General features: G+C 57.1%; 24 protein-coding genes, 2 pseudogenes and 1 riboswitch. Of the genes and pseudogenes, 13 read left to right on the top strand and 13 right to left on the bottom strand.

Annotated elements, in window-relative coordinates:
- Positions 1-63: 63 nt before the first annotated feature.
- Together folE2 and metZ are read right to left on the bottom strand one after the other, a co-directional pair.
- Positions 64-1,167 (bottom strand): GTP cyclohydrolase FolE2, encoded by a 1,104-nt coding sequence (gene folE2, locus AC2FD9_RS01215; protein ID WP_496834982.1) that lies wholly within the window; start codon positions 1,165-1,167, stop codon positions 64-66.
- A gap of 169 nt (positions 1,168-1,336) precedes the next feature.
- Positions 1,337-2,527: an O-succinylhomoserine sulfhydrylase gene (gene metZ, locus AC2FD9_RS01210; protein ID WP_496834980.1), complete on the bottom strand. Its 1,191-nt coding sequence runs from the start codon at positions 2,525-2,527 to the stop codon at positions 1,337-1,339.
- Positions 2,528-2,592: 65 nt separating this feature from the next.
- Positions 2,593-2,670, bottom strand: a riboswitch (SAM riboswitch).
- A 121-nt stretch (positions 2,671-2,791) separates the two neighbouring features.
- On the opposite strand from metZ, the gene AC2FD9_RS01205 reads away from it, so the two are divergent.
- Positions 2,792-3,481 carry a glutathione S-transferase N-terminal domain-containing protein gene (locus AC2FD9_RS01205; RefSeq protein WP_282168565.1) on the top strand — a complete coding sequence of 230 codons (690 nt, stop codon included), beginning with the start codon at positions 2,792-2,794 and terminating at the stop codon, positions 3,479-3,481.
- Positions 3,482-3,716: 235 nt separating this feature from the next.
- On the top strand, positions 3,717-4,364 hold the full coding sequence (trhA, locus tag AC2FD9_RS01200) for a PAQR family membrane homeostasis protein TrhA (protein ID WP_496834978.1): 648 nt from the start codon (positions 3,717-3,719) through the stop codon (positions 4,362-4,364).
- Between the two features lie 309 nt (positions 4,365-4,673).
- On the opposite strand, the gene AC2FD9_RS01195 is transcribed toward trhA, so the two are convergent.
- The 4 genes and pseudogenes from AC2FD9_RS01195 to AC2FD9_RS01180 all read right to left on the bottom strand — a co-directional run bounded on the left by AC2FD9_RS01195 (position 4,674) and on the right by AC2FD9_RS01180 (position 9,846).
- On the bottom strand, positions 4,674-6,701 hold the full coding sequence (locus AC2FD9_RS01195; protein WP_496760622.1) for an oxidoreductase: 2,028 nt from the start codon (positions 6,699-6,701) through the stop codon (positions 4,674-4,676).
- A gap of 84 nt (positions 6,702-6,785) precedes the next feature.
- A pseudogene (locus tag AC2FD9_RS01190) lies at positions 6,786-7,481 on the bottom strand (tyrosine-type recombinase/integrase).
- Positions 7,482-7,682: 201 nt separating this feature from the next.
- Positions 7,683-8,465 (bottom strand): lysophospholipid acyltransferase family protein, encoded by a 783-nt coding sequence (locus AC2FD9_RS01185; protein ID WP_496834976.1) that lies wholly within the window; start codon positions 8,463-8,465, stop codon positions 7,683-7,685.
- A 481-nt stretch (positions 8,466-8,946) separates the two neighbouring features.
- A complete protein-coding gene (locus tag AC2FD9_RS01180; protein WP_282168569.1) occupies positions 8,947-9,846 on the bottom strand; it encodes a LysR family transcriptional regulator in 900 nt (299 codons plus the stop codon).
- A gap of 157 nt (positions 9,847-10,003) precedes the next feature.
- Between AC2FD9_RS01180 and AC2FD9_RS01175 the strand changes: the two genes are divergently transcribed.
- Together AC2FD9_RS01175 and AC2FD9_RS01170 are read left to right on the top strand one after the other, a co-directional pair.
- Complete coding sequence (locus AC2FD9_RS01175) at positions 10,004-11,578, top strand: arylsulfatase (protein ID WP_496834974.1); 1,575 nt, start codon at positions 10,004-10,006, stop codon at positions 11,576-11,578.
- A 446-nt stretch (positions 11,579-12,024) separates the two neighbouring features.
- A pseudogene (locus tag AC2FD9_RS01170) lies at positions 12,025-12,738 on the top strand (TRAP transporter large permease subunit); the annotation flags it as partial.
- A 143-nt stretch (positions 12,739-12,881) separates the two neighbouring features.
- Here AC2FD9_RS01170 and AC2FD9_RS01165 read toward each other — a convergent pair.
- The 3 genes from AC2FD9_RS01165 to AC2FD9_RS01155 form a co-directional block, all read right to left on the bottom strand.
- The gene (locus tag AC2FD9_RS01165) at positions 12,882-13,049 is read right to left on the bottom strand and encodes a hypothetical protein (protein ID WP_496834973.1); all 168 of its coding nucleotides are present in this window, start codon (positions 13,047-13,049) and stop codon (positions 12,882-12,884) included.
- Between the two features lie 617 nt (positions 13,050-13,666).
- Positions 13,667-13,861 carry a hypothetical protein gene (locus AC2FD9_RS01160; RefSeq protein ID WP_496834971.1) on the bottom strand — a complete coding sequence of 65 codons (195 nt, stop codon included), beginning with the start codon at positions 13,859-13,861 and terminating at the stop codon, positions 13,667-13,669.
- Between the two features lie 51 nt (positions 13,862-13,912).
- Positions 13,913-14,668, bottom strand: a complete 756-nt coding sequence (locus tag AC2FD9_RS01155) for a helix-turn-helix transcriptional regulator (RefSeq protein WP_496834969.1) — start codon at positions 14,666-14,668, stop codon at positions 13,913-13,915.
- 87 nt (positions 14,669-14,755) lie between these two features.
- Here AC2FD9_RS01155 and AC2FD9_RS01150 point away from each other — a divergent pair, with 87 nt between their 5' ends.
- Positions 14,756-15,151 (top strand): RidA family protein, encoded by a 396-nt coding sequence (locus AC2FD9_RS01150; protein ID WP_282168572.1) that lies wholly within the window; start codon positions 14,756-14,758, stop codon positions 15,149-15,151.
- A 63-nt stretch (positions 15,152-15,214) separates the two neighbouring features.
- Here AC2FD9_RS01150 and AC2FD9_RS01145 read toward each other — a convergent pair whose 3' ends face one another.
- Positions 15,215-15,586: an OB-fold nucleic acid binding domain-containing protein gene (locus AC2FD9_RS01145; RefSeq protein WP_496695016.1), complete on the bottom strand. Its 372-nt coding sequence runs from the start codon at positions 15,584-15,586 to the stop codon at positions 15,215-15,217.
- Positions 15,587-15,713: 127 nt separating this feature from the next.
- Between AC2FD9_RS01145 and AC2FD9_RS01140 the strand changes: the two genes are divergently transcribed.
- Together AC2FD9_RS01140 and AC2FD9_RS01135 are read left to right on the top strand one after the other, a co-directional pair.
- Positions 15,714-16,037 carry a 2Fe-2S iron-sulfur cluster-binding protein gene (locus AC2FD9_RS01140; protein ID WP_058273927.1) on the top strand — a complete coding sequence of 108 codons (324 nt, stop codon included), beginning with the start codon at positions 15,714-15,716 and terminating at the stop codon, positions 16,035-16,037.
- Positions 16,037-16,759, top strand: coding sequence for an FG-GAP repeat domain-containing protein (locus AC2FD9_RS01135; RefSeq protein ID WP_496834967.1), 723 nt, complete (start codon positions 16,037-16,039; stop codon positions 16,757-16,759). The genes AC2FD9_RS01140 and AC2FD9_RS01135 overlap by 1 nt, the downstream gene beginning before the upstream one ends.
- 81 nt (positions 16,760-16,840) lie before the next feature.
- Here AC2FD9_RS01135 and purD read toward each other — a convergent pair whose 3' ends face one another.
- The gene (gene purD, locus AC2FD9_RS01130) at positions 16,841-18,103 is read right to left on the bottom strand and encodes a phosphoribosylamine--glycine ligase (protein ID WP_496834965.1); all 1,263 of its coding nucleotides are present in this window, start codon (positions 18,101-18,103) and stop codon (positions 16,841-16,843) included.
- Positions 18,104-18,177: 74 nt separating this feature from the next.
- Here purD and xseA point away from each other — a divergent pair, with 74 nt between their 5' ends.
- Positions 18,178-19,671: an exodeoxyribonuclease VII large subunit gene (gene xseA / locus AC2FD9_RS01125; RefSeq protein WP_496834963.1), complete on the top strand. Its 1,494-nt coding sequence runs from the start codon at positions 18,178-18,180 to the stop codon at positions 19,669-19,671.
- Positions 19,672-19,683: 12 nt separating this feature from the next.
- Here the strand turns inward: xseA and AC2FD9_RS01120 are convergent, their stop codons facing one another.
- Complete coding sequence (locus AC2FD9_RS01120) at positions 19,684-20,109, bottom strand: hypothetical protein (RefSeq protein ID WP_282118867.1); 426 nt, start codon at positions 20,107-20,109, stop codon at positions 19,684-19,686.
- Between the two features lie 103 nt (positions 20,110-20,212).
- On the opposite strand from AC2FD9_RS01120, the gene AC2FD9_RS01115 reads away from it, so the two are divergent.
- From AC2FD9_RS01115 to AC2FD9_RS01095, 5 genes are all read left to right on the top strand, one after another.
- On the top strand, positions 20,213-20,851 hold the full coding sequence (locus AC2FD9_RS01115; RefSeq protein WP_496834961.1) for a lysoplasmalogenase family protein: 639 nt from the start codon (positions 20,213-20,215) through the stop codon (positions 20,849-20,851).
- A 58-nt stretch (positions 20,852-20,909) separates the two neighbouring features.
- Positions 20,910-22,073, top strand: coding sequence for a signal recognition particle-docking protein FtsY (gene ftsY, locus AC2FD9_RS01110; protein WP_282118757.1), 1,164 nt, complete (start codon positions 20,910-20,912; stop codon positions 22,071-22,073).
- Positions 22,074-22,159: 86 nt separating this feature from the next.
- Positions 22,160-23,062, top strand: coding sequence for a DMT family transporter (locus AC2FD9_RS01105; RefSeq protein WP_496834959.1), 903 nt, complete (start codon positions 22,160-22,162; stop codon positions 23,060-23,062).
- A gap of 16 nt (positions 23,063-23,078) precedes the next feature.
- Entirely contained in the window at positions 23,079-23,684 is a 606-nt protein-coding gene (locus AC2FD9_RS01100; RefSeq protein ID WP_496834957.1) for an inner membrane-spanning protein YciB, read from the top strand.
- 160 nt (positions 23,685-23,844) lie between these two features.
- Positions 23,845-24,513: a Crp/Fnr family transcriptional regulator gene (locus AC2FD9_RS01095; RefSeq protein WP_058274845.1), complete on the top strand. Its 669-nt coding sequence runs from the start codon at positions 23,845-23,847 to the stop codon at positions 24,511-24,513.
- Positions 24,514-24,733: 220 nt separating this feature from the next.
- Here the strand turns inward: AC2FD9_RS01095 and AC2FD9_RS01090 are convergent, their stop codons facing one another.
- The gene (locus AC2FD9_RS01090) at positions 24,734-26,170 is read right to left on the bottom strand and encodes a Do family serine endopeptidase (protein ID WP_496738834.1); all 1,437 of its coding nucleotides are present in this window, start codon (positions 26,168-26,170) and stop codon (positions 24,734-24,736) included.
- Positions 26,171-26,221 lie beyond the last annotated feature (51 nt).

The raw sequence follows: 26,221 nt of genomic DNA, 5'->3' as shown, positions 1-26,221 counted from the left end.
CGCGCTGCGGCGGAAAACCGCTCTTAGTCTAAAAATGATACTTTATTGATCCACCCTGCCCCGTCACCCGACGTGGAACAGGGTGGTGAACAGCCGCGGGTCCAGGCTGGGTGACACAAAGGTCGGACCTTCGGTCAGAACCGACACCGCATCGTGGCTGTGCAGGCTTTCCTGGTGGCTTGCGACCACGCGGAAATCGCCGATATGGTGATCGGCCAGCAATTCGGCACAGAACAAACGGGCAGCGTCTTCGACAAAGATCGGATTGGCCGCGTTAAGCTCGGCAAATGCCTGTTCATCCTCGCGTTTGACCATCACCTGCGTTTCTGTCGGAACGGCACGGCGGCACAAGGCAATCAGATCCTCGAACCACAGGCAATCCGTGTCGCAGTCGACCACAACAGATATCCGCGCCACTGAACGTTGCGAATGCGGTGTGGCCAGCTGTCCACGTGTTGCGCGTGCGTGCTCGCTAAGTTCCAGCGAACAGGGACATGTTGAGGAATAGACATAGTCCAGATGCATGATCTTCTGGCGCACTCCGCCCTGTTCAACCAGCTCAAGTGCGATGTCGTAATACTGGTACCCTTCCAAACCGGACCGCAGGCTTTGCACACGGTCGGGATAGGAAAACCGCATCTGGATACGGGCGTCAAAGCTGTCCAGATCGGTCATATAGTCATCCAGCGCGGCCTCCATGACTTCAAAGCTGAACGTACGCTCGGCGTGTTTGTAAAACGAGCGCATGATCCGGGACATGTTGATGCCCTTCTTTTCGGCTTCCAGACTGACAGTCCCGGTCACCGAGGTCTCCAGCGTCAGGTCATCGCCGCGCTTGCGATGAAAGCGGATCGGCAGGCGAAAGTTCGAGATACCAACATGCTGGATTTGCTGTTTTGCACCCCGGATCAGACTGGACGGGCCATTCTGCAGATCCGGCAAGGTCGCGCGATACGCGCTGTCGACCGTGAACCCATCAGGATATTCGCGCGACAGGGACGGATAATTCACGGGCACCAGACCAGGCACAAGGCGCGCAATCGCCGGGTCGAGCTGGCTGATCTCGGCCTCGGTTGCGGACTCGGCCCATTTGCGCAGCGTCTTCAGCGCGGCTGCGGCTTCGTCATTGTCGGGCGTGTCCTCAATGTCGCGGGGGTGCACGTTCATCGATCGGGTTCCTCGGTTGGTCGCCGAACCTTGTTTGTATTCGGCTTGCTTTCCAGTGTAGCTTTATACGCTGAAAAACACAGCCCGGATCGAAATTCGGCGAAAATCGCACGACTTACGTCATTTTCACCTAGTTTCGACCCGGTTGTCAGTAAACCGCTGCCGTTAGTTAACGTTGCGACACGTCCAGCGCATGCTTGATGTCTGCAAGCAGATCGCCCGCATCCTCCAATCCTACGGAAAAGCGGATCAGGCCCGGTGTAATGCCCAATTCGTCCTTCTGATCGTCGCTCAAACGCTGGTGCGTCGTCGTTGCGGGGTGTGTTGCGATTGACTTGGCATCGCCCAGATTGTTCGAGATGACAGGGATCGTCAGCGCGTTCAGGAACGCAAACGCCGCGTCCTTGCCGCCCTTGATGTCCAGCGACAGAACTGTTCCGCCTTTGCCGCCCAATTGGGCTTGGACCAATGCATTTTGCGCATGGGTTTTCAGACCCGGATAAAGCGTCCGTTCCAGCACCGGATGCCCCTCAAGCGCTTCGGCAATGGTCTGTGCCGTCTCTGCCTGAGCGTTAACGCGCAGCGCCATCGTTTCCAGACCTTTCAGCATGACCCAAGCGTTGAACGGGCTCAGCGCACCACCGGTGTGTTTCAGATAGGGCTCAACCGTACCCCGGATGAAATCCTTGGTGCCAATGATGACGCCGCCCAAAGCACGCCCCTGCCCGTCGATATGTTTGGTCGCGGAATAGACCACGACATCCGCCCCCTGTTCGATCGCGCGCGAGAAGACGGGCGTGGAAAAGACGTTATCCACGATGACAAGCGCGCCAACCGCATGGGCCAGTTTGGCAACCGCCTCGATATCAATGACCTCAAGCGTCGGGTTTGACATGGATTCGAAGAAAACCGCCTTGGTCTCAGGGCGGATCGCCGCTTTCCAAGCGTCCAGATCGGTGCCGTCAACAAAGGTGACGTTCACACCATAACGGGAAAGGATGTTTTCGAGGATATACAGACAGGACCCGAACAATGCCTTGGCCGACACCACATGGTCGCCCGCCTGTAGCATCGAGGTCAGCGCCGCGTTCACCGCAGCCATGCCGGATGCTGTGGCAAATGCGTCCTCGCCACCTTCCAGCGCCGCGATGCGCTGTTCGAACATCGAAACGGTCGGGTTGCCATAGCGGGCATAGATGAACTCATCCGGGCCGGATTCGATGAACCGCGCCTCGGCTTGTTCGGCTGTCTCATAGACAAAGCCCTGTGTCAGAAAAATTGCTTCGCTGACTTCGTTGTATTGGCTGCGACGGATGCCGCCATGGACGGCTTGGGTGCGTTTGTTCCAGCTCTCGCTCATCTCATTCCTCTCGACCCTTGTCTGGCAAGGGCATCAAAAAAACCCCAGACGCGGTCAAGCGAAAGGGGCCTTTCATCCTGACCTTTTAGCGGTGTTGTTTAGCGTGGCCCGCAATCCGGTAACAAATCGCCACGTAGCTTCTGCGATGCAAATACGCCGCGTGTACATGGCCGTCAAGCCCGGTTGCCCTGTGTCACGCTTTCGTAACCGCCTCTTGCCGATTGCGCAGAATACCGCATGATCGCCTCAACCTGAGGAGGCACCATGATCGATCTGTATTTCTGGCCCACGCCGAATGGCTGGAAGGCGTCCATCGCTTTGGAAGAGATGGACCTTCCCTACACCACTCACCTGATCAATATCGGCAAGGGTGATCAGTTCGACCCCGAGTTCCTGAAAATTGCGCCCAACAACCGGATGCCTGCCATCGTTGACCCGGACGGCCCGGATGGCGCACCTATCTCGGTGTTCGAAAGCGGCGCGATCCTGATGTATCTCGCCCGCAAGACAGGGCGCTTTTATGGCAAAACCGAACGTGACCGGATCGCGGTCGAGGAATGGCTGATGTGGCAAATGGGCGGCGTCGGTCCAATGGCAGGTCAGGCGCATCACTTCCTGAAATACGCGCCAAACCTCGAGCCACCGCAGGACCTGCCCTATGCCAAGGACCGCTACCGCGCCGAAGTCGGGCGGCTGTACGGAGTATTGGACCGGCGGTTGGCCGAAAACGAATATGTCGCGGGCGATTTCTATTCCATCGCGGATATGTCGATCTGGGGCTGGGCAAGCCTGTGGGAAGGGCAACAACAGGTGTTGGAGGACAAACCGCACTTTGCCCGGTGGCTTGAGACAGTAAGTGCCCGTCCGGGCGTTCAATCCGGGCGCGCGTTACACGCCGAGCTGCGCGGCGATCACAGGGACAAGCAGGCGCAGGGAGTGTTGTTTAAGCGTTAAGGCACGTTGTTCCAATGTCCTCTATGAGCCCAGCGCCGACCTTGACCGATGCTTTTTACTTGGCTCGTGCAGCACTCGCGAACAACACAAACTGGACGTTGGACATATTGAAGAACAAAGGCGAGATAGAGGACGGGGCAGTCATCTGTCGTAGAGCCGAGAACTGACGCGCCGGAAGCATAGACACTCCACGCGTCTGGATGTAGCGCGAGACAAACCTTTGCCCGGAACCAAAATGACGGAAACGACATATCCTAGCCCTATCCGATCGCACCGCCATGCCGACATTGCCGTCCATGCGTTCGGGCTGGTAGCGATCCTGACGGCCGGGGGAGTACTTCTTTCAAAATCAATCCTCGGCCTCGAACCTAAACTGGTTCTCGCGGTTGTGGTTTACGTTCTTTGTGCGCTGTCATCCAACTTAGCATCCGTCGCCTATCACTTTTCCACGTGGCACCACGGGCGCAAGCTGATGCGGCGCATTGATCACGCAGCGATCTACCCCAGCATCTCGGGCACCTTCACACCGTTTTTCGTCTTGGCAGGCACGACATGGACGATGGCCTTGCTGTGGATTTGTTGGGGGCTGACAGCCGTGGCCATCTGGAACAAGATCACGAACGAAGCGGTCAAGTCACGATGGTCAACTGCATCCTACCTTGGACTGGGCGCAATTGGGTTGAGCGCCCTTCCAGACCTCACGAATGTACCCATCACAACATTGTGGTGCATTTTGGCTGGGTCCTCCGCCTACGTCATTGGAACGGTTTTTTACGCCCAAAAAACTATGCCTTATCGGTATGCTGTTTGGCACACATGGGTGAATATTGGCGGAGCGCTGATGTTTGCGGGCATATGGATCGCCCTATCCACTCAATGGTAGATTTTGTAGAGGCAGGGACTAACAGTTTCGCAACCGGTATGTTGGATAATGCCGCGGAATAATAGGTCTGCTTTGGGCTTATAGGACCTGTTATGTCTCACCGCAGAGAACGGCTGCGTTGAGCCCTTAAGGAGCGATGCAAAGTCCGCTATGCGGATGAATCCGCCCTTCGATCTTCTGGCACTTAGGTCAACTATTTGCTCTTCGCAGCCGCTGAAAAAAACACCACCAGCCGAGAGCGGAAATTCGCTGCGTTCCGTCTGAACGTCCGCTTTCGCAGCAACTGATGAAAGATACTCCGAGCGCAGTTCAGGCTAAACAGCAAATACGCAAAGCGTCTAGAATCGCGGCGTGCATATTGCGGCCTGCGATCGCGTCACCAATTCGAGCCAGATAGAACTGGCCATCCGGCTCTTCGTCACTGAACGGGAATGAGCCATTGATCAGCGCCTTGTGATCGACCTGCCCAAGGTTTCGCGAACCTGGCTTTAGATCGTGATAGAGCGCGTCCGTCGGGATTAGACCATGTTCGACAACCACGTGGTCGACAAGACGCTTGGTGATATCACCGGTCAAGATATTGCGCAGGCTGGCGCACACCCGGTTTCCCTCTTGGCTTAGAGCACCGAGTTCGTGGAGGCAGGTAAAGGTCACCCCGTTTGCTGCCAGATCGCGCAAAGCAACGGCGGAGGTTGTTGGGCCAAGGTCATGCAGAAGCGCACGGTCGGGGGTCACAAGTTCGACGCTGTGGCCGGCCCTTGCCAACGTGTCGGCCGTGACTGCCGCGGGATGGTCTCCAACCTCGTCGAACAACAGAACTTCGCCCGAGACACGTGCTTCTCCGGACAGAACCTCCCAGCTGGAGAGCGCCAGATCGCCGCCCGGAATGGATAATGGCTCGGGCCATCCGCCGGTAGCAACTATGACCAACTCCGGGAGTTCTCTTAGCACGTCACTGGCCTCGACATAGGTATTCATGCGGAGATCAACATTGAGGGCGGTCACCTCGGAAATCAACCAATCGGCAACACCCCATACCTGCCTACGTGTCCCCCCCTTGGCTGCCAAAACAAGCTGCCCGCCCAGTCGATCTGATGCCTCGAACAAAACCACATCGTGACCGCGCAAGGCACTGACCCGCGCCGCCTCCAGCCCACCAGGCCCGCCACCGACGACAACCACCTTCTTTCGGGTGCGGCTGGCAGGAATAACATGGGGTAAAGTTTGCTCCCGCCCGGTGGCGGCATTGTGTCCGCACACGGCAGGCTTGCCCTGATTGACGCGGTCTACGCAATACCCGAGACCAACACAGGTGCGGATACGTTTCTCTTCCCCGCGCGCCAGTTTTGCGACCAGATAAGGATCAGCCATTTGGGCGCGCGTCATGCCCACAAGATCGACATGACCGCCGGTAACCGCGTGTCGGGCCGTTGCAATGTCCGCGATGCCGCCTGCATGCAGGATCGGCAAGTTGACGGCTTCGCGGATGCGCCCGGCCACAGTAATATGCGGGGCAGCTGGCAGACCCATTGGGCGCACCCATTCAGCAAGACCAAGGTCATCGTAGGGCGCCCCGACCAGGATGTTGAGCAGGTCGACATGGCCACTGTCTTCCAGCATCCGGGCGGCGGCAACGCAATCCGCCGCGCTAAGCCCGCCCTCTATCAACTCATCGCCGGTGATACGCATGGACAGTATGAACTTTGGACCAACCTCTGCGCGCACCGCATCCAAAACCTGCAGGGTCAGGCGCATGCGGTTTTTCAACGTTCCACCAAAGGCATCGTCGCGTTGGTTGGTAAGCGGAGAAAGAAACTGGCCCAGCAAATGCGAATGGGACAGAAGCTCGATTCCGTCGAACCCGCCCTGCTGACAACGTCGCGCCGCAGCGGCAAAATCGCAGACCACTCGTTCAATGTCCTCTTGTTCCATTGCTTTGGGAAAGGCACGGTGCGCGCGCTCGCGCACGCCGGATGGCGCCAAAACCGGCAGCCAATGACCGTCATCCCAAGCGGTTCGACGCCCCATATGGGTGATCTGGCACATGACCGCGGCCCCGTGCGTGTGAACGCCATCCGTAAGCTTCCGGAACCACGGAATGATACTGTCATTGCCAGCATAGAGCTGGCCAAAAACCGAAGGGCTGTCGGGGGCAATATTGGTTGACCCGCCGATCATGGTCAGGGCTACACCCCCCTTAGCCTTCTCTTCGTGATACAGCCTGTATCGGTCTCGAGGGTGACCGTCTTCGACATAGTTGGGTGCATGAGATGTACTGACGATGCGGTTGCGCAGCGTCAGGTGCTTGAGCTGAAACGGATCAAGTAGTTTCGCCATGATCAACTCCCTTCGGTAACCACACATAGCCCCGGGTCGGGCCCGTTTGCCGCCTTCTGTGACTGACGACGTTTGCTGTCAAAGTTATGCTACTTGGGAAGTACGAGGAGAGAGTTCACTAATTCCGACACTGATCCACAAAATGACGACCAGACTAAGAAATGCAATTGCAGTAACTTCTTGGGACAAGGGAGACCGGACTGTACCGTTCATCTTGGTATGGCCTAGCAAGAGCTGGACCGCTTTGAGGTTGCCGGTTTTCTCCTAGATTTGGGTGACTTTCTTGCGCCTCATTGAATGGGTTCCGTTTGCGCTTGCTTCCAGGCCGATCGATGTAAACTTTCCTCGAACAATCCGCGCATATTTGACGCGTCGAGATGTGTGATCTTTCGTGGAATCCGCCAGGCCAAAGGTATTCTGAATCGGCCATGAGTTCATCTTCCATCCATTTCTGGACAGAGGCACGGGTGCCCTCGGCATCTCAAAGCGCACAGGTTTCTGCGTCTTGCTTTGCAGTACGAAAGTGCGTGCCTTGATCTGCCCCGATGACATAACATCGACCATCTTCACCAGATCACTGCCGCGAATCTTGCTGTCGATTGCCATGTTGAAGAGTGCAAGATCGCGATTGTTGCCGACAAGCTCGAGGCGAATTCGGATTGCCCAGGCGTGTTTTGGTTTGAGCGGGTGCTTTTGACCAACGATACGGCCTTCGTTCCAGGCTGGGTGAAGTGCCCGAATGACAGGTAAGATTGGTGTTCCCGTGACTGATCCTCCGATCCGCCATGCCCAACCACAACGACAACCCGACTTTGACGCGGTCCAATATCACAGGATGCCGCGATTGCTCCGAGGTCCTCTCAGAGCCCGTTTTTCCAAATGCTACAATGCGTCAGGGTGACTAGTATGCGCGCAAAGCTGACAATGAGCAGTATCATTCCAGTCCTTCGTCTGGCGCTGCGCAAAATGAGCCTTCAAGAACTACCGACCTACCCAATCATCAAAAACTGCCATCATGTCGCTTCTCAGGCGTGCGACATCCTCGTCCACTGATGCGGAAAGATCGCATTCGAATGAGGGCAAGACCTCGACGCGGATCGTTCCGCTTTTGGGTAAGTGTTTGCCGCGGGGCAGCAGGCGGTCCGAGGCGTGGATGACGATGGGCCGTATTGTACGGCCAGTAGCGCGCGCAGCCATCACCGCACCCGCCTTAAACGCCCCAAGACTTTCAGACTTAGTGCGCGTGCCCTCAGGGAAAAGCACGACTGAGCAGCGCGCGGGCATTGCGTGCACGGCAGCCGTGAGTGTTTCGAGCGCCACCGTGCCGCTTTTGCGGTCAATCTCCACCAGGCCCGCGCCTTTAAATCCTCGGCGCAGGAGGGCTGCGTCGCACAGTTCCTTTTTGGCAGCGAAGGTGATCCACTTGGCGTCGGGCACCACGTCCATCAGAACAAAGCCATCTAGGTGGCTGCGGTGATTGATCACGATGATGCTGCCGGTGTCGACGGCCAGCGTGGCCCTGTCGGCCTCTGTAATGTCTGTCCGGATGCTCAACAGCCATAAGAGTCGCGAACATGCGCGTTTGACTTGCCGCCAGTACCAACCGCGAAAGCCTCGCCGTTTACCGCAAAGCAGGGGAACAAAGGCGATGAAGAAGAAATAGAAGGGACCCATCAGGAACAACGCGGCGCGCTTTATGGCGCGCAGGCCTGCCTGGTCTGTGGCCGCTGGAGCGGCCCGTAAGTTCGGAGGTTGGAGTGACATGGGTCCCCGTTGCGCATGCTGTCTGCCGGGGGAAGTTCACTAGGACCCTTCGCTTGGCTTTCGCTGCCTGCCCTTTGAGCGCGTGGCCCGACAAGCACCCTGCGCCCCACCTCTATGGGGCAATGGGCGGGTCCAATCAATAGAAAGTCAGATATTGGCGATTGGCTTCAATGGCTGGTTTGAGATCAATGTGTTCATTCGATTTTATGCTGTGAGCGCAGGCCGCATCAAATATTCTGCAACTGTGTAGTTCCTGGTCCCGCCATGCGGCGGAGAAGTCAGCCGTTCGGTCGGCCTGCAGCGATTGTAGGACTGCGAATTCGCGCAGTACGCAGCAATGCCGCCATTGGCCATTTTCAATCAAAAGCCGCTCTGCGGTGTAATGCGAAACTTTGGCAAGCTAGCTGAGCTCGCGAAAACGTCTTAGTCGAACCACGATACGTCCCAGTTGGGCGTCTTTTATTGTTCTTCACATCACTGGTCACGCCCGGTGTTTGGCCAGTTCACTCCAACACAGTTCAAGAGCAGTCGACGTGTTTTGGGACTTGCGCGCCGCGCAGATGTTCCATGAAAGGCTCTGCTTCATCGAAACAGGTTTGACTTTCTTTGTGCTGATCAGTTCTGAAAAAGTGTCTGGCATCCCTCCTACGATATAGTCTGGCTCTGCCAATAATCCGGTCAAAAAGTTGTAGTCGTCGCATTCAATATTCGGCTGGGCATTGACCTTATTGACCGCCTCGGTGTTGCCGCCAAGTGACTTTATCAGGGTCGCTCTCCAGTGTTTATGAAGATGCGGTGATGCAAAGGGAAAGTCGAAAACACCTGCCATTGTTTGTGGGCCGCGTTGGTGAATTTCATGATCGGGGTGCGCAACAAACTGAATTTGCCGTTTTTCCATCACCATGATTTCGACATTGTCGGCATCCGGTGTGTAGGTCAGATCGCCCAGAAACACATCGAACTGCCCCGCTTGCAACAAGTCGAGCGGACGCGCGTAGGCGCTCACCAGTATTCTGAATCGAAGGTCGGGCATTACCTGCCGCACAGATCGCAGGACGGGCACGATCAGAGATCTTGTGGTCAGAGGCCCGCAACCGATCAGAAAAGTGCCAGGTCCGGCGTCACGCAAACTGGCGACACGCGTCGCATAGCGATCCAGGTCTTGCCGCAGAGCCTTAGCGATAGGCAAAAACTCCTGCCCCGCCCGCGTCAGCGTACTGCTGTTGCGCCTTCGATGAAACAGCACGAGCCCGGCATGGTCCTCGGCTTGCCCGATATAGCGGGAAAACGACGCGTTGGAGACACCCATCACGCGGGCCGCGTGTTGGAAGCTGCCAGTTTCAGCCAAAGTAAGAAAGGCAGTTAATGCGTTTTCATTCATCGTGCGGTCAATATCATCTCAGTTATCGGTTTTTAACTTTCATAATGTGAAATCCTAGTAAAGCTATGTTGCAGCATTAAAGTTTCGACCGTTATCCCTGATGAACCTTCCGATATTCCCAGCATCGGTATCGCCTTCCACTTCCACAGAGGTCAAAATGTTCAACCTTCGATCCATTGCGTTTTCGGCAACGGTGGCCACAGCTTCGGTCTGTGCTACGCCTGTTTTAGCCGAAACCGACCAACCCAATATCCTTGTCATCATGGCCGACGACGTGGGTTGGGCCAGTCTTGGCAGCTATCATCAGGGGGTTAAAAGCATCAAAACCCCCAATCTCGATCAACTGGCAGCGGATGGCATGCGCCTGACGGATTATTATGCTCAGCCAAGCTGCACGGCGGGGCGTTCGGCTTTTATCACCGGGCAGTTGCCGGTTCGTACCGGGATGCATACCGTCGGCCTACCCGGAGACCCCGAAAAGGGTCTGAGTGATGACGATCCCACCTTGGCCAACATGCTGAAATCCTTGGGTTACACGACCGGCCAATTCGGTAAGAACCATTTGGGCGATATGAACAAGTTTCTGCCAACAGTGAAAGGCTTTGACGAATATTGGGGTTGGCTCTATCACTTGAACGCGATGGAATACACGTCTGATCCGGACTGGCCCAAAGATCAGAAATTCAACGACACTTTTGGTCCTCGGAATATCATCCACGCCTATGCGACAGATACGGTTGATGAAACGGTAGACCCGCGCTGGGGTCTGGTCGGCAAGCAACGCATCATCGACGATGGCCCCGCTCCGCCTGAACGGCAAAAGACGCTGGATGACGAAGTGACGGCCCATACACTGGGCTTCATCAACCGCGCGGTTGAAAGTAACACTCCGTTCTTTGTCTGGATGGCACCAGCGCGTGCGCATGTCTGGACACACCTGAGCCCTGAATACGAAGACATGCTCGGCGATGGGCGTGGATTGCAAGATGTGGTGATGAAGGAACTTGACGACAACGTTGGAAAAGTCATGGCTCGGCTGGAAGAACTGGGCGTTTCCGACAATACGATTGTTGTATTCACGTCCGACAACGGCCCCGAAACCATGACTTGGCCCGACGGGGGAACAACGCCGTTCCACGGCGAAAAGGGCACGACCTGGGAAGGCGGTTTCCGCGTGCCTGCCATTATTCGCTGGCCCGGGAAAGTTCCCGCCGGAACCGTGAGTAATGGCATCTTTGCCGGTCTCGACTGGATGCCAACCCTGGTCGCGGCTGCAGGTGGGCCGGATGACTTGCCGGGTGCTTTGTTAGAGGGTCACGAAGGCTATCAGGTGCATCTTGATGGTTACAATCAGTTGTCGTTCTTGACCGGCGCAAGCGACAGCAGTCGCGAAGAAATCGTCTACTACGAGGGGCCGGACCTGCAGGCCGTACGTCACGGTGACTGGAAAGCGCATTTCACAATTCAAACCGAAGGGTGGGCTGGACCCAAAGAGGAACTGAATGCTCCGCTTCTATTCAACTTGCGCCGTGATCCTTATGAAAAGGCGGCCGAGGAGTCGGGGATGTATACCCGGTGGATGGGCAACAAAATGTGGGCCTTCGGTCCTGCAGCTAAGATCGTTCAGAACCACCTGTCTACGTTCAAGGACTATCCTCCGCGGGGATCGGACATAACCAATCAAACTCACGTGGAAGAACAAATCTCGACCGAAGGCGGGATGTCACAGTAAAAAAACAATACTCGGGAGGCATCCAATGGTGCCTCCCGATCTTCGCAATCGAGTACGGGAAAATATCTGCGCACGTGGATCCGCTTTGATACCTTGCCCGGCCACTCGCGTATGCCGCAGCATCAAAAAGTCTGGGCTCGATGCTGATGTGGGAGCAATCGCGGCATCATTTCGACTGCCCCACCTGGATCAGGTTTGGAACGGTTCTTACGGCGCGCGCTCACTCCGCCGTTAGCCAATCCGGAACGGTTCTTTTTCGTCTGTGCGGCATCGGGCCGTTTTGACCCCTTTTTCTTTAGACTGCAGTGCGCACGAAAGGCAAAAGTCCCCGGATTACTGTTATTCGTGACCGGATGGGAAATCCAAACCAAACTTGACGAACGACCCAAACTCGCCAGGTCGCAATAAGCAAATTCGCTTCACCACATGGGTTTCTGGTAAACACGTTTCACCCCACCGAAGCCGCCGCTGTGGCCGCAATCTATGCCTTCTTCATCGCCACCTTTGTCTACAAAGAAATGGGGCCGCTCGCCGCCCCCAAAACCCGTAGCCTGTTCGCTGCCGCTGTGATCGAAGACGCGCCTGCTGGCCCACGCATTCCCCTGAAGAGCAAGCCTTGGGCAGTTTTCACCGCGATTGTGCATCCGGACACTCAAAAGACCTTGTTTGATGCCGGCAAACTGACGATCACACCGCTGTTTGTGATCGCCAACGCGCTGATCCTGAAACACGTGTTGATGGATGAGCAAATCCCGCAACAGGTCGCCAATGCGATGCTGTCGGCGGGCTTTGGGCCTGTGATGTTCCTGGTCGTCGTAAACATCGTCCTGCTTATCGGTGGTCAGTTCATGGAACCCTCGGGCCTCTTGGTCATCGTGGCGCCTCTGGTGTTACCGATTGCCATCGAGTTAGGCATCGACCCGATCCATCTGGGTATCATCATGGTGGTCAACATGGAGATCGGCATGATCACCCCGCCGGTCGGCCTGAACCTCTTCGTCACCTCGGGCGTTGCCGGAATGCCGATGATGAGCGTGGTCAAAGCAGCCCTGCCGCTCCTGGCCGTGCTGTTCGTGTTCCTGATCATCGTTACCTATGTTCCGTTCCTATCTACATTCCTGCCCAATTCGTTCATGGGACCGGAAATCATAACCCAGTGACGCGGAAGGCGCTGGTCAAGTCTTAGGGGTGTTGTGAAGCGAACCCAGGGGGTGTTGATGTTAAACCGACCAAGGTCCGCTTAGTCCGCACAGCAAACATCGGCGCTCCTTATTGTAAACTGTCCATGGGTTTCTATCGCTCTCTACGTCCCACCATTTGTTCTGAAGTAGTAGAGGTAAGCCAAAGCTATGAACACCAATGAAAAAGCTAAGTCGACACCGAGATAAGAAGCACCAGTTGCCAACCTGACTACAACCATGGCCGCAACCATCACGCACAAAACCGCGAACTCGATCGATCGCCTATTCATGACTGCTCCTTATTGTGAACTTCGTTGCCTTAAGTATCCCCACCGACTCCGCAACGCTGACATTTAAGAAAAGGAGCGTCAGTAATCCAACGTGCACGTCACTTGTAACCAAATATCCGACAAAACAACCGTTTCATCAGCACTCCTACCCAGTTTTTGAGTTCTTGATGTCGGCTAAAAACTTGTTACGCATCAGTAAGAAGGCAGCAACCAGGATCAAGGCCACGTAAAATACTGGTTTCTCGTGGGAGGCGTATGGCTTTGGGAGGAAGTCGACGTCGGGGATTTCAATGCCGAAGAACTCTATTGGTAACGTGTACCTGACCGCTACTAGGTAAGCTACTGCGCTGAGAATATAGCAAACCTTCAGGGCGACCTTTTGATTAATCATAACGCCTCCACCCTCCTTATTGTGAACTAAACCAATGGACCACGCGGAGGAGCGTTCCCACAAACAGCAAAAATAACGATATTGTCTGGGCACAGATAAACACCCAAGTTATTGCCGATAGCTCATCCGTCTTTTCAAAAAAGTTACCGAAAAATACGAGTCCCAGATATGAAAGAACAAAAACCAAAGCCAACCATTTCAAAGCCCTACGCCTCCACATTGTGAACTAGCTCAAAAAATTCAGGAGGGCTTGTGACCCAACTGCTAAGAACGCAAATGCCGCTGCAAGCTTACCCCGGCCACTGATCACCTCTTCACGGTTCGTCACCTGCTTAGGTAGATGGTAAGAGGCGGTATACCAGTTGAAGGCTGAGAATCCGCCGAATATCACCACGGCCCATTTCAACACTTCAACAAACAAGTCAATTCTCCTTATTGTTGACTTAGAACGTCTGGTCCGAGCCCATTTTAATCAATACTGCGCGTTCGATGGATGACTGCTTTGCCGGTCATTTTGCAGCTCACTGTAAGGGCAGACGTCTTCTTCAAATGGAACATAGCGGCGGCGAAAGCTAGTACCTTCCACGGCTGCTGGAAGACTGATCCTATCCATCCTGAAATGCCGAAAATCCTCCCTTACCGGGTCCCAGCCCACGAGGTACCATAAAGGGGGCAGGATCAGCATTGCCTGTGGCTCCACTTTGCGGCGGGTCCGCCGTCCTTTTGCATCGCGATACTCAAACGAGATGAGCCTGCGTCCAAAGAATGCCGCTTCAACGGCGGGAAGCAACTCAGCATCCATTTTATCCAAATCCGAAAGGTCTTGCAGCGGGGACAATTGACCAATGTGTAAGCAGTCCAAGAAAGCGCGCAGGTCGCGCACTTTGTCTGCGGGCAGGGCCTTTTCGATCTTGGCTAGTCCGGCATCTGCCAGCTCCGAGAAAGGAAGGTTTCCCGCCGCCCGCATGGCTGCCACGCTGATGAGCAGTGCAAAGACCTCTGGCACCGATAACTTGGCAGTTGTCTGCATGGATTGCGGATCAAGCTGCAAGCCGCCACCCCGCCCCACGTCGGAATGGATCACATAGCCTTCATCCCGAAGCGCGCTGATATCACGAAGGACAGTGCGGCGGGACACGCCCACCTCATCAGCAAGGGCATCAATAGTGGATGTACCGTTTCGGCGGAGGGTCCGCACAATCTTTTCATGTCTGAGTCGAACATTCATTCTGACACGATAGCACAAACGGTGACAACTTTTGTCACTGTTTTGATTTAAACCGTTTCCAGAAAAGCAAAAAATGGAGAATTCGACATGGAACGGACAGCAGTGAATCCCTGGGAGTGGTCGCTCAAACTTGGCTACAATCAGGCCGAGGTGATCAAAGGCACGACACGTCTGGTCATTTGCGCAGGGCAGACAGCGGTGGACGAGAACGGCGCGCCCCAGCACCCTAGCGATATGCGTGCGCAGATCAATTTGGCCCTGGACAATCTGGAAGCCTTAATCAAAGAAGCTGGCATGGATCTGAGTAATGTCATCAAGCTGGGCGTCTATGCCACTGATGTGGATGAGGCATTGAAGAACTTCGATCTGCTGGGGATGCGCTTTGGCCCGCATCGGGTCGCCCCGCCCATGACCTTGCTGGGTGTCACACGCCTCGCTATCCCCGGATTGCTGTTTGAGATAGAAGCAACCGCAGCTGCATAGGTGAGATCATAGCGGCCATTTGATTTCGAAAACCAAGTGGCTGCCATGTCCCGCATAGCGGACCTATCCCTCCCCCCGCACCAGCACATCCAGCATGCCCGAGATATCCTCAACCTCTTCCGCGATCACATGGGTCACCGAATGCGCCCGCTGCATCCGGCCCGTGACCCGCAGCAGCCGCCCCGAGATCACCGCCCGGCGGAAGGTTTCGTAAATTTTGCGCCAGACCACCACGTTCACGATACCGGTCTCATCCTCGAGCGTGACAAAGATCACCCCCTTGGCCGTCCCGGGCCTCTGCCGCAGGATCACCAGCCCCGCGACCGCCACCAGCGCGCCCTCGGGCGGGTCGTTCAACCGGTTGGCGGGCAGACACGCGGGCGGGCGCGGCCAGTTCCGGTCCGAAGACACAGGGCGGGTAGGTAACGCAATCATGAGAACAAAAATAGAACAAACGCAAGGAAAGTCCATAGGCGGCGTGACGAGTCGCAAATGAGGCTGGAAAGACCTAAATGCCTTCACTATGGAAGAATTCGACAAGCGAAAGAGGAAGACGCACGCAATGGCAAAGATTACCTATGTCGAGCACGGCGGTACCGAACATACAGTCGAAGTCGCCAGCGGCCTGACCGTCATGGAAGGGGCCCGTGACAACAATATCCCCGGCATCGAGGCCGATTGCGGCGGCGCCTGCGCCTGTTCGACCTGCCATGTCTATATCCACCCCGACTGGGTCGAGAAGGTTCCGGCCAAGGACGACATGGAAGAGGACATGCTGGATTTCGCCTTTGAACCCGACCCGGCCCGCTCGCGCCTGACCTGCCAGATCAAGGTCACTGATGAGTTGGACGGGCTGGTTGTTCAAATGCCCGAAAAGCAGATCTGATGCTTTTCAAAGCGATCGCGGCTGCCGCGATCGCAATTGGAATCTGTCCGAGCCAGACAAGATCTCAGCAGCCATGGCAGTATGAACCGTTGGGTTCGGCGGAGTACTCGGAACCCACTGCGCGATACCCGCACGGGGTACTTGGTGATCAGATCGAATACGGCGCTCTGATCCTGCAATACGCGCCGGAATGGGCGAAATACACAATCCGGCTGCCAAAAGATCGCGTTTTCGAAGATATCCGACCGCGCCTGATTGATTTTGACAACGATGGGCGTCGCGAAGCTCTGGTGGTTGAAAGCCATCGTGATAAAGGTGCACGGCTTGCAATCTACAATGGCGGCGGCCTGATCGCCGCTACGCCCTACATCGGAACCCGCTTTCGCTGGCTCGCTCCGGTCGGAGCGGCCGACATGGATGGCGATGGCAACGTCGAGATCGCCTATGTCGATCGCCCTCACTTGGCCAAAACCCTGCGCATCTGGCGGTTTGCAGACGGCAAACTGACCGAAATCGCATCGCTGCCCAATCTCACCAATCACCGCATTGGAGAAGATTTCATCTCCGGCGGTCTACGCGATTGCGGCGGCACTCCGGAACTGATCCTCGCCAACGGCAACTGGACACGCGTCATCAGCGTCACTTACGAAAACGACTGGACCACCCGCGACCTCGGCGCGTTTACCGGCCACAAAAGCCTGAACAACGCACTCAAGTGCTGATCCGCCTCTTCATCTGGCCAAAAATATCCTGGGGGTGAGGCCGCAGGCCGAGGGGGCAAAGCCCCCTGTCCTACCAACCACTCAAAGAGCTCGCCAGCCGATATCGCGGCGGTAAAAGCCTTCGGGCCAATCCACACCTTCAACCATCGCATATGCCCGGTCGCGCGCCTCTTGCAATGTATCCCCACGCGCAGTCACATTCAGAACGCGCCCGCCTGCGGCTTGAACCTGCCCATCAACAGCCTTGGTGCCGGCGTGAAAGATCATGTTGCTGCTGTCTTCTGGTAGCGCATCCAAGCCCTTGATCGCAGATCCTTTTACGTAGGAACCCGGATACCCCTGTGCCGCCATCACAACGGTGATCGCATGATCGTCGGCCCAGTTCACCTGCGTCTCGCTCAAACGACCTTCGGCTGCGGCATGAAGCAGGTCCAGAACCTGGGCACCAAGCCGCATCATCAGAACCTGGCATTCCGGGTCACCAAAGCGGACGTTGTATTCGACCAACCTCGGTTGGCCGTCCTTTATCATCAGTCCCGCGTACAAAATGCCCTGAAACGGCATGCCCCGGCGCTTCATCTCGGCCATGGTCGGGCGCACGATCTCTTCCATCGCGCGCGCCTCGATCTCGGCGCTCAGGACCGGTGCTGGGGAATACGCCCCCATACCGCCGGTATTCAGGCCCGTATCACCTTCTCCCACGCGCTTGTGGTCCTGAGCCGTGCCAATGGACAGAATGTCCTCGCCATCACACAAGACGAAGAGAGAGGCCTCTTCGCCCTCCATGAACTCTTCGATCACCACCTCGGCCCCCGCGCCGCCAAAAGCGCCGCCGAACATGTCGTCGATGCCCTCCAGCGCGGTTTGGTCGTCCATGGCGACGATCACACCCTTGCCTGCCGCCAAACCATCGGCTTTGACCACGATCGGCGTGCCCTGTTTGCGGACGTAAGCCTTGGCAGGCTCGGCCTCGGTAAACCGCGCATAGGCCGCAGTCGGTGCGTTAGATGCGTCACAGATTTCCTTGGTGAAACTCTTTGAGGCCTCCAGCTGCGCCGCATCTGCCGACGGGCCAAAGACCAGCACACCCGCTTCACGCAGACGATCCGCGACGCCAGCGGCAAGGGGCGCCTCGGGGCCGACAATCACGAAATCAATCGCATTCTCTTCGGCAAAGCTGACAACCGCACCGCCGTTTTCGACATCCAGTGCCGCGCACTCAGCGATTTGGGCAATCCCGGCATTTCCCGGTGCCACGATCAGTCGGTCACATTTGGGATTCTGCATCACCGCCCAGGCTAGGCTGTGTTCGCGCCCGCCGCTGCCGAGAATAAGGATGTTCATTAAGGTCTCCGATCTGCTTGGCCTCGCCTTCCGGGCGTTCTAAGCTGGCCGGGCATTTGACACAAGGCGCTGAAATGTCCGACCTGCTTGATGACCCGATCCCGGGCCAAAACACACCAGAATATACCGTTTCGGACATCTCGGGTGAGGTGAAACGCACGCTCGAAGGCACGTTTGGGCGAATCCGTGTGCGCGGTGAAGTCGGACGCGTGTTTACGGCGCGTTCGGGGCATCTGTACTATGACATCAAGGACGACCGGAACGTTTTGGCCTGCACCACCTGGAAAGGTCAGGTTTCGGGCCTATCCGTGGTGCCGGAAGAAGGTCTTGAGGTTGTCGTCACCGGTCGTCTGACGGCCTTTGGCGCGCAATCGAAATACAACCTGAACGTCGATGAGGTCGCGGTCGCCGGGCAAGGCGCACTTATGGCCTTGCTGGAAAAGCGCAAGAAACAGCTCGAGGCTGAAGGTCTGTTTGCGCCCGAACGGAAAAAGCCTCTGCCGTACCTGCCGCAGATCATTGGCGTGGTGACCTCACCATCTGGCGCTGTGATCCGGGACATCCTGCACCGCCTGCGGGATCGCTTCCCGCGCAAGGTGCTGATCTGGCCTGTCGCTGTACAAGGTTCCAACTGCGCACCCGAGGTTGCGCGGGCCATCGACGGCTTCAACAAACTGACGCCGGGCGGCTCGCTGCCCCGGCCCGACCTGATCATTGTCGCCCGGGGTGGCGGATCGATCGAAGACCTTTGGGGGTTCAACGAAGAAATCGTTGCACGCGCGATTGCCGCGTCGGACATTCCGCTGATTTCTGCCGTGGGTCACGAAACGGATACAACGCTGATCGACTTCGTCTCGGATCGACGCGCGCCAACCCCGACCGCCGCGGCTGAACTTGCCGTGCCGGTTCGGATGGAACTTCTGGCCTGGACGGGTGAGCAAGGTGCACGCCTTTCTCGTGCAGCGACGGACGCGGTTCAAAGACGCTCTCAACGGCTTCGCGACCTGTCACGCGCGTTGCCGCGCCCGGATAGCTTGTTGAACACCCCACGCCAACGCCTTGACTTAATTGCGGATCGGCTGGCACCCGCACTAAATCGCGGCGTGCAGAACCGACGTCTGCAAGTTGTCGAGCTGTCTGCACATCTGCGCCCTTCGACGTTGCGCAATCTCGTTTCGACCAGAAACGAGGCCTTACGCAACCTGTCATCCCGTCTGTCTCTGCGCCCAATCCACAGAGAGATCGAACAACAAAAGCAGAATATCAACAGGTTGGCCGACCGTATGAACGCGGCACAGGCCACGCGCCTGGATCGGATGCGGCAACAGCTGGACGCCGCTGATCGCTTGCGTGAAACACTTAGCTACAAGGCGACGTTACAGCGTGGCTACGCTGTGGTCCGAGCTGAAGGCGAGGTTCTGACAACCAAGAAACAGGCGTCAAAACACAGCGCATTCGAGATCGAATTCGCAGATGGTCTGCTGAATACGGGCCAGCCCACGACTTCACCGGCGGCCCCTAAGAAGTCAGCAAAGAAAGATGCACCGGACCAGGGCTCGCTGTTCTAGCCGAATGCGCCTTCAGACCCCGACTTCAGGGCCGAGACAAACCATTTCTTCATTGATGTCCTCGGCCTCGTACAGTTCGGTGGCGTCCGAGTTGCCCTCGAACAAGGCGATCAGGCCCCCGTCAGACTTGGTAAAGACCCAGCATTGCGGGTCAATCCGGTCTTCGTAGACAAAGCAGATCTGGCCCGCTTGTTCGTACCAGACACCCTCTTTGCAATTGCCGTCCAGAAAAGACCAGATCACGCGGCGATTGGGCAAATAGCGTTCGACGCCGTAAACCGTTCCCTGAAACCCATAGAACATGGTTTTTCCGCGCGTATAACTGTCGAATTCAGCCCCAGACAAAGCTGACTGAGCCGCTGCCGTCTGCGCAGAAAGTGTCAGAAGAATCGCAATACGCCTGAGCATGGGAACATTCTGACAGATGCCGGTCAGCATCGCCAACAGACAATCCCCTAAAACCGGCTGCCTTAACGTCACCGCTTGAGTTGTAATGGCGATCCCGGTGATGCTGCCAAAAAAGCCAAATGGGGGACATTTGATGACAACCGCTTTTTTCTGGATCGCTGCCGCCAGCGCGCTGGCCTATTTGCCGATGTCACCGCGCCCGGCCAGCCCCCTGCGATCCCTCTTCAAGACGGCCTCTGTCGCGCTACTGGCGCTGGTTGCTGTCTTAAGTGGCGCCCCCATGCTACTGACCCTTGCGCTAGTCCTGTGCGCCTTGGGCGACGCGCTGTTATCACGCGAGACGGACTCGACCTTCATGGCAGGGATTGGTGCATTTGCAGCAGGCCACCTGGCCTATATCGCTCTGTTCCTCAGCCACCCATCCAGCGACACCGCTCTGATCTTCGACAAGCCCGGCATCTTTTGGTCGCTGATCATCCTCGGGATCGTTGCTGCAACCCTGCTCGCCCCCCGTGCCGGTGACCTCAAGATACCGGTTCTGGGCTATATCCCGATCATCCTTGGCATGGGCATTACGGTCCTCGCCTTGCCCGAGGCGGGCGCGTTACGCTGGGCCCTGCCCGCCGCACTGGCCTTCATCGCGTCGGACCTGATTCTGGCGACTGAAAAGTTTCTGCTGCCTGACGGCCATCCGGCGCTACGCATCACGCCCTATATGATCTGGATCCTCTACTGGGGCGCGCAAGCGGGGCTGTTGATTGCGCTTTTGTGACCCTTTGCAACTGCCGCAAATCCGCATTAGGTGAGAGGAACACCTGCGGAGACTAAAAATGGCGTTTTTCTCAAAGCTCAAGGACAAGCTGTTCAAATCCTCGTCCCGCCTCGAACAGGGGCTGGATGCCATCGTCGAAGACGGTGGCGAGGAAACGACCGCCCCCGATCCAGTTATCCCCGAGCCTGAGCCGCAGCCGGAACCGGTTCCCGAAATTCCGCAGCCCGTGCCAGAGACACCTGAACCCGCCCCTGTGCCACAGCCGGTCGAAACACCTGAACCCGCGCCGGTCGACCCAACCCCTGCTCCGCCCCCGCCTGAGGCCGCGCCATCCAAAGGGGTGTTGGGACGCCTGTTTGGCCGGAACGAAGCCAAGGCCGTCATCCGTCGTACGTTGGACGACGATATGCTTGAGCAGCTAGAGGAACTGCTGATCGCCTCGGATATGGGCGTCGACACCGCTTTGCGGGTCACATCCAACATGGCCGAGGGGCGATTGGGCCGGAAACTCTCCACGCAAGAGATCAAGCAATTGCTCGCCCAGGAAGTCGCCCGTGTGATGGAACCGGTTGCCAAGCCTCTGCCCATCTACCCCAAGCGTCCGCAGGTCGTGCTGGTCGTTGGCGTCAACGGGTCCGGCAAAACCACGACCATCGGCAAGCTCGCTAGCCAGTTCAAAGCTGCGGGCAAAAAGGTCGTTATCGCCGCCGGGGACACATTCCGCGCTGCCGCCGTCGAACAGCTCCAGGTCTGGGGCGACCGCGCCGGCGTGCCGGTGCTGACCGCACCAGAGGGGTCAGACCCGGCCTCCTTGGCTTTCGACGCCCTGACCCGCGCGCAGCAAGACGGCGCAGACCTGCTGATGATCGACACGGCCGGTCGCCTGCAAAACCGTGCGGACCTGATGGAGGAACTGGCCAAGATCGTCCGCGTAATCCGCAAAATCGACGAGACCGCCCCGCACAACACGCTGCTGGTGCTGGATGCCACCACGGGCCAGAACGCGCTGAGCCAGGTCCGGACATTCCGCGATCTCGCTGACGTGTCAGGCCTGGTGATGACCAAACTCGACGGCACCGCCAAAGGTGGCGTATTGGTTGCACTGGCCGACAAATTCGGCCTGCCAATCCATGCCATCGGCGTTGGAGAACAGATCGACGACCTCGCCCCCTTCGACCCTGAAGAGTTCGCCGCCGCCCTCACTGGCCTGGACCGAACCTGATCCCCCATTCATCTGGCCCTAAATATCCTCCGGGGGTCTGAGGGTGGAAAACCCCCGGCCTCTCCACCCAGCGAAAAGACTGACATTTGAGCGACTGGCTGATTTCTCTCGAAGGCACCGAAGCGGGTCATCAGCTGGCTCTTGGCCTCGCTCTGATGGCCGCCTTCCTGCATGCTGTATTTGGCGCGCTGCAGAAGGGCCGCCACGATCCCTGGCTGTCCCGTGGGGCAATCGACGCCTGCTATTGCCTGATGGCCGCCCCTTTTGCCTTTTTCGTGGTGCCGTGGCCTGAACCCTACATGTGGTCCATCTTCGCCGTGGTCTGGGTGATCCACATCGCCTACAAGGTCCTTCAGGCGATGGCATATACAAAGGGTTCATACACTGTCGTCTACCCGGTCGTACGCGGCACTGGCCCCCTTGTCACGGTCATTGGCGCCTACCTTCTCTTCGGCGAGACCTTTACCGGGATTCAATGGTTTGGCGTTTTGGTTCTGCTGGCCGGTATCTTCGGCCTGGCCGCCTATAATTTGCGTTTTCTGGAAACCAACCGGGAAACGCTGGGCATAGCGCTGGTACTGGCCATCGCAACCGGCCTGTTCGTCGCGCTCTACACCACTTATGACGCCTATGGTATCCGGGCCACCGCCGACCCGTTCACCTTTCTGGCGTGGTTTTTCATGATCGACGGTTTTGCGATGCCGATTTACGCCTTCTTCAGATGGCGCGCCATGATCAACCGCCCTGCCGTTGGCCCACTAATGTTGCGGGGCTTGGCCGGAGGCATCATCGCCCCTATGTCCTTCGGAGCAATCATGCTGGCGACCCGTCTGGACAAGGTCGGCGAAGCTGCCGTTCTGCGAGAAACCTCGACAGTCTTCGCGGCGCTGATCGGGTGGCTGGTGTTAAAAGAAACTGTGGGGCCAAGACGGGTCGCGCTGATGGCATTGATTGCATTGGGCGCCGTAATAGTTGAAATGGGCGGGTAAAAATCAGGAAACCGACATGCCAGGCAAAAAAGAAATCAATCCATTTCTGAAACAAGCGTTAGAGCTTGGGCCGCCACTGGCCTTTTTCTTCATCTACCTACGCCTGCGTGACGACAGTTTTCTGATCGGAGGCATTGAATATTCAGGCTTTATCATTGCGACGATCATCTTCGTCCCGCTGATGCTGGCCGCCATGGGCATCCTCTGGGTCCTGACCGGCAAACTGAGCCGGATGCAGATATTCACCGCCTTCATGGTCATCTTCTTTGGGGGCCTGACCGCTTGGTTCAATGATGAGCGGTTCTTCAAGATGAAAACCACGCTGGTTTACGGTTTTTTCTCGGTCATCCTTGGAATTGGCCTTCTGCAAGGGAAATCCTACCTGGCCTATGTCCTCGAAGATATGCTGCCGATGCGCCACGAGGGCTGGATGATCCTGACCCGCCGGTTGTGCGGCTGCTTTGCGGTTCTGGCCGCTGCCAATGAATTTGTCTGGCGAACCATGTCGACGGACCTGTGGGTCAAAATTGAAACTTTCGCCTTTCCGATCGCGCTGATGGCGTTCCTGATGCTTCAGTTCAGTCTGTTGCAACGCTACATGGATGATCCAGACCACCAATAGGCGAACACTGATAATCGGTGCGCAGCTTATGCGTTTGCTTTCATATTGAGCCGTCACACAGCGCGCAATCAGGCAAACCAATAAAAACCTTGGAATAATAGCCCGGCTGTGGAACATTGGGGCACCACTCAATACCAGCAGCCGGAGACCCCTCAACCACATGAAGGCACTCCCAAACAGCGGATTCCTGTCCGAGGCATCAGACCGACTCAGGGCTATGCTTTCGGCACTCGCGACCGAGATTTCCTTGGATCAGGGCCAGGTGCTGTTTGAGCAGGGGGACGAAGGCGATGCGCTGTATGTGATTTCTGAAGGTACGCTTGAGGTTTCATTCCTTGCGATGAGCGGGCGCAAGCTGTCTTTGACACTTATGAAGCCGGGCGAAGTGTTTGGCGAAATCGCGTTGTTTGACAGCGGGCCGCGTACCGCCACAATCGCAGCGGCCGAGCCATCGAGTGTGCTGCGCGTGCGCCGCAGCGACGTCATGGACCAGATCCGCCAGCATCCCGATCTTGCCGTCGACATGATCCGTCTGGCGGGGCTGCGCATGCGCTGGATGGGGTCACAGCTAAACGAACAAGTGTTCTTGCCGATGCCCATTCGTCTGGCGCGCAAATTGCTGCATCTGTCTGCCCTTCAGGACGACCCCGCAATGCGCATCACCCTGTCCCAAAGCGAATTGGCCGAGTTCGTCGGTGCCACGCGCGAGGCTGTATCCAAGACGATTTCCACCTGGAAACGCGACAATGTCGTCGAGGCATCCCGCGGCGGACTGATGATCCAGGACTTCAACGCCCTGAAAGAACTGGCCGAATCCGACTTAATCTGACCTTGTGACCTCCTTCACATACGGCACATGCCAAAATAGCTAATGTCTTAGTTGTTACCGTAGGGGGCCAGAGAATCATCCCCGATATCTGTCCACTGGCCTCTCCCTGTACCAGAGCCATGCGCCTCCCCGGCGTGTGGCTCACTTACTTTCAGCGCCACGTGGAACGGAAAAGGCCGAGGCATTGCCCCGGCCTTGTCACAAAGTTTGGTGTATTGCGTTACTCGCCCAGGCTCAGCGCCACAAAGCGGGGGTCGCCACCGCGACGTACAAGCAACAACAGCGATTTACGCCCGGCCTCACGCGCCTCTTCCATGCGTGCTTCCAAATCTCCAATCGACGTTACCTTTTGCTGTCCAGCCTCGGTGATCAGATCACCGGCGCGCAACCCTTTGGAAAACGCCTCAGAGGCCTCATCCACTTCGGTTACAACCAGTCCCTCGGCGTCCTCTTCAAGACCAAGATCCGTACGTAGCGTGTCCGTCAGTGGCGAAATGGTCAGGCCCAGAATAGCAGCGTTCTCTTCCGTTGGAGCCTCAGACGTTTCCTCATCGCCCTGCTCGGCCCGTTCGGCATCCTCACGACGTCCCAGAGTAACCAGGACGGTCTGTGTGCCGCCATCGCGATGCACGACAACACGCACGGCTTTGCCTACGGTCGTCTCACCGACCTGACGCACAAGACCGCGTGTATCTTCGACCTCGACCCCATCAAAGCTGAGGATCACGTCACCAGCCAGCAGTCCGGCATCCTTGGCCGGCCCATCCGGAACATCGCTGATCAGCGCACCGCCCGGCTTGGCTAACCCCATTGCCTCGGCCATGTCCTCGGTAACATCCTGAATGCGAACGCCTAGCCAACCGCGGCGGGTTTCACCGAATTCGCGCAGTTGATCGACCACCTTGACCACGACGTTGGACGCCATTGAAAAGCCGATCCCGATCGAACCGCCGTTGGGCGACAAAATCGCTGTGTTCACACCAATTACTTCGCCATTCATGTTGAACAGCGGGCCGCCCGAGTTACCCCGGTTGATCGCAGCGTCGGTCTGGATGTAGTCGTCATACGAACCGCTCAGCGCCCTGTTGCGGGCCGAAACGATCCCGGCCGAAACCGAGAAGCCCTGCCCCAACGGGTTGCCCATGGCAATAACCCAATCACCGACACGAGCGACGTCACTGTCGCCAAACTGCACGTATTGTAGCGGTCCCGGGGCCTCGACCTTCAGCAGCGCAATATCGGTTTTCTCGTCCGTGCCGATCACCTTGGCAGGCAGTTCCTCCGGTGGCTGTCCATCACCGGGGAAGAATTCCACCAGGATTTCATCAGCCTCGGCAATCACGTGATTGTTTGTGACGATGTAGCCGTCCTCGGAAATCACGAACCCCGAACCCAGCGCGTTGCTGCGGCGCGGGCGATTTTCATCATCACCGTTCCGGTCCTGAAAATCGCGGAAGAAATCCTCGAAGGGCGACCCTTCGGGCACAATGCCCTGCGGGCCGGTCTGGCCTTCAATCAACGTTGAGGTGGTAATGTTGACCACGGCCGGGCTGATCTTTTCTGCCAGCGGCGCCAGGCTTTCGCTCCGCGCCTGTGCTGCGACGGTTTGGGCCAGAACAAGAATCATCCCCGCAATGGCCAGCCACATCAGCCGCATGAAACCAACACCCTCGTCCTGCCGGACTGAAATACTGCGTGCTTGTGCCTG

Source organism: Ruegeria sp. YTSC230, assembly GCF_059609665.1.
The sequence above is the reverse complement of the archived record's forward strand: the minus strand, read 5'-3'. Positions and strand labels throughout refer to the sequence as shown.

Excerpts from the sequence above, each read along its gene's own strand:
- AC2FD9_RS01145 (WP_496695016.1), bottom strand. The coding sequence starts at position 15,586 with ATGATTGCGTTACCTACCCGCCCTGTGTCTTCGGACCGGAACTGGCCG.
- AC2FD9_RS01150 (WP_282168572.1), top strand. The coding sequence starts at position 14,756 with ATGGAACGGACAGCAGTGAATCCCTGGGAGTGGTCGCTCAAACTTGGC.
- AC2FD9_RS01115 (WP_496834961.1), top strand. The coding sequence starts at position 20,213 with ATGACAACCGCTTTTTTCTGGATCGCTGCCGCCAGCGCGCTGGCCTAT.
- AC2FD9_RS01090 (WP_496738834.1), bottom strand. The coding sequence starts at position 26,170 with ATGCGGCTGATGTGGCTGGCCATTGCGGGGATGATTCTTGTTCTGGCC.
- metZ (WP_496834980.1), bottom strand. The coding sequence starts at position 2,527 with ATGAGCGAGAGCTGGAACAAACGCACCCAAGCCGTCCATGGCGGCATC.
- AC2FD9_RS01140 (WP_058273927.1), top strand. The coding sequence starts at position 15,714 with ATGGCAAAGATTACCTATGTCGAGCACGGCGGTACCGAACATACAGTC.
- purD (WP_496834965.1), bottom strand. The coding sequence starts at position 18,103 with ATGAACATCCTTATTCTCGGCAGCGGCGGGCGCGAACACAGCCTAGCC.
- AC2FD9_RS01095 (WP_058274845.1), top strand. The coding sequence starts at position 23,845 with ATGAAGGCACTCCCAAACAGCGGATTCCTGTCCGAGGCATCAGACCGA.
- AC2FD9_RS01180 (WP_282168569.1), bottom strand. The coding sequence starts at position 9,846 with ATGAATGAAAACGCATTAACTGCCTTTCTTACTTTGGCTGAAACTGGC.
- AC2FD9_RS01120 (WP_282118867.1), bottom strand. The coding sequence starts at position 20,109 with ATGCTGACCGGCATCTGTCAGAATGTTCCCATGCTCAGGCGTATTGCG.
- AC2FD9_RS01155 (WP_496834969.1), bottom strand. The coding sequence starts at position 14,668 with ATGAATGTTCGACTCAGACATGAAAAGATTGTGCGGACCCTCCGCCGA.
- trhA (WP_496834978.1), top strand. The coding sequence starts at position 3,717 with ATGACGGAAACGACATATCCTAGCCCTATCCGATCGCACCGCCATGCC.
- AC2FD9_RS01185 (WP_496834976.1), bottom strand. The coding sequence starts at position 8,465 with ATGTCACTCCAACCTCCGAACTTACGGGCCGCTCCAGCGGCCACAGAC.
- AC2FD9_RS01175 (WP_496834974.1), top strand. The coding sequence starts at position 10,004 with ATGTTCAACCTTCGATCCATTGCGTTTTCGGCAACGGTGGCCACAGCT.
- xseA (WP_496834963.1), top strand. The coding sequence starts at position 18,178 with ATGTCCGACCTGCTTGATGACCCGATCCCGGGCCAAAACACACCAGAA.
- AC2FD9_RS01100 (WP_496834957.1), top strand. The coding sequence starts at position 23,079 with ATGCCAGGCAAAAAAGAAATCAATCCATTTCTGAAACAAGCGTTAGAG.
- AC2FD9_RS01135 (WP_496834967.1), top strand. The coding sequence starts at position 16,037 with ATGCTTTTCAAAGCGATCGCGGCTGCCGCGATCGCAATTGGAATCTGT.
- AC2FD9_RS01165 (WP_496834973.1), bottom strand. The coding sequence starts at position 13,049 with ATGAATAGGCGATCGATCGAGTTCGCGGTTTTGTGCGTGATGGTTGCG.
- AC2FD9_RS01195 (WP_496760622.1), bottom strand. The coding sequence starts at position 6,701 with ATGGCGAAACTACTTGATCCGTTTCAGCTCAAGCACCTGACGCTGCGC.
- folE2 (WP_496834982.1), bottom strand. The coding sequence starts at position 1,167 with ATGAACGTGCACCCCCGCGACATTGAGGACACGCCCGACAATGACGAA.
- ftsY (WP_282118757.1), top strand. The coding sequence starts at position 20,910 with ATGGCGTTTTTCTCAAAGCTCAAGGACAAGCTGTTCAAATCCTCGTCC.
- AC2FD9_RS01205 (WP_282168565.1), top strand. The coding sequence starts at position 2,792 with ATGATCGATCTGTATTTCTGGCCCACGCCGAATGGCTGGAAGGCGTCC.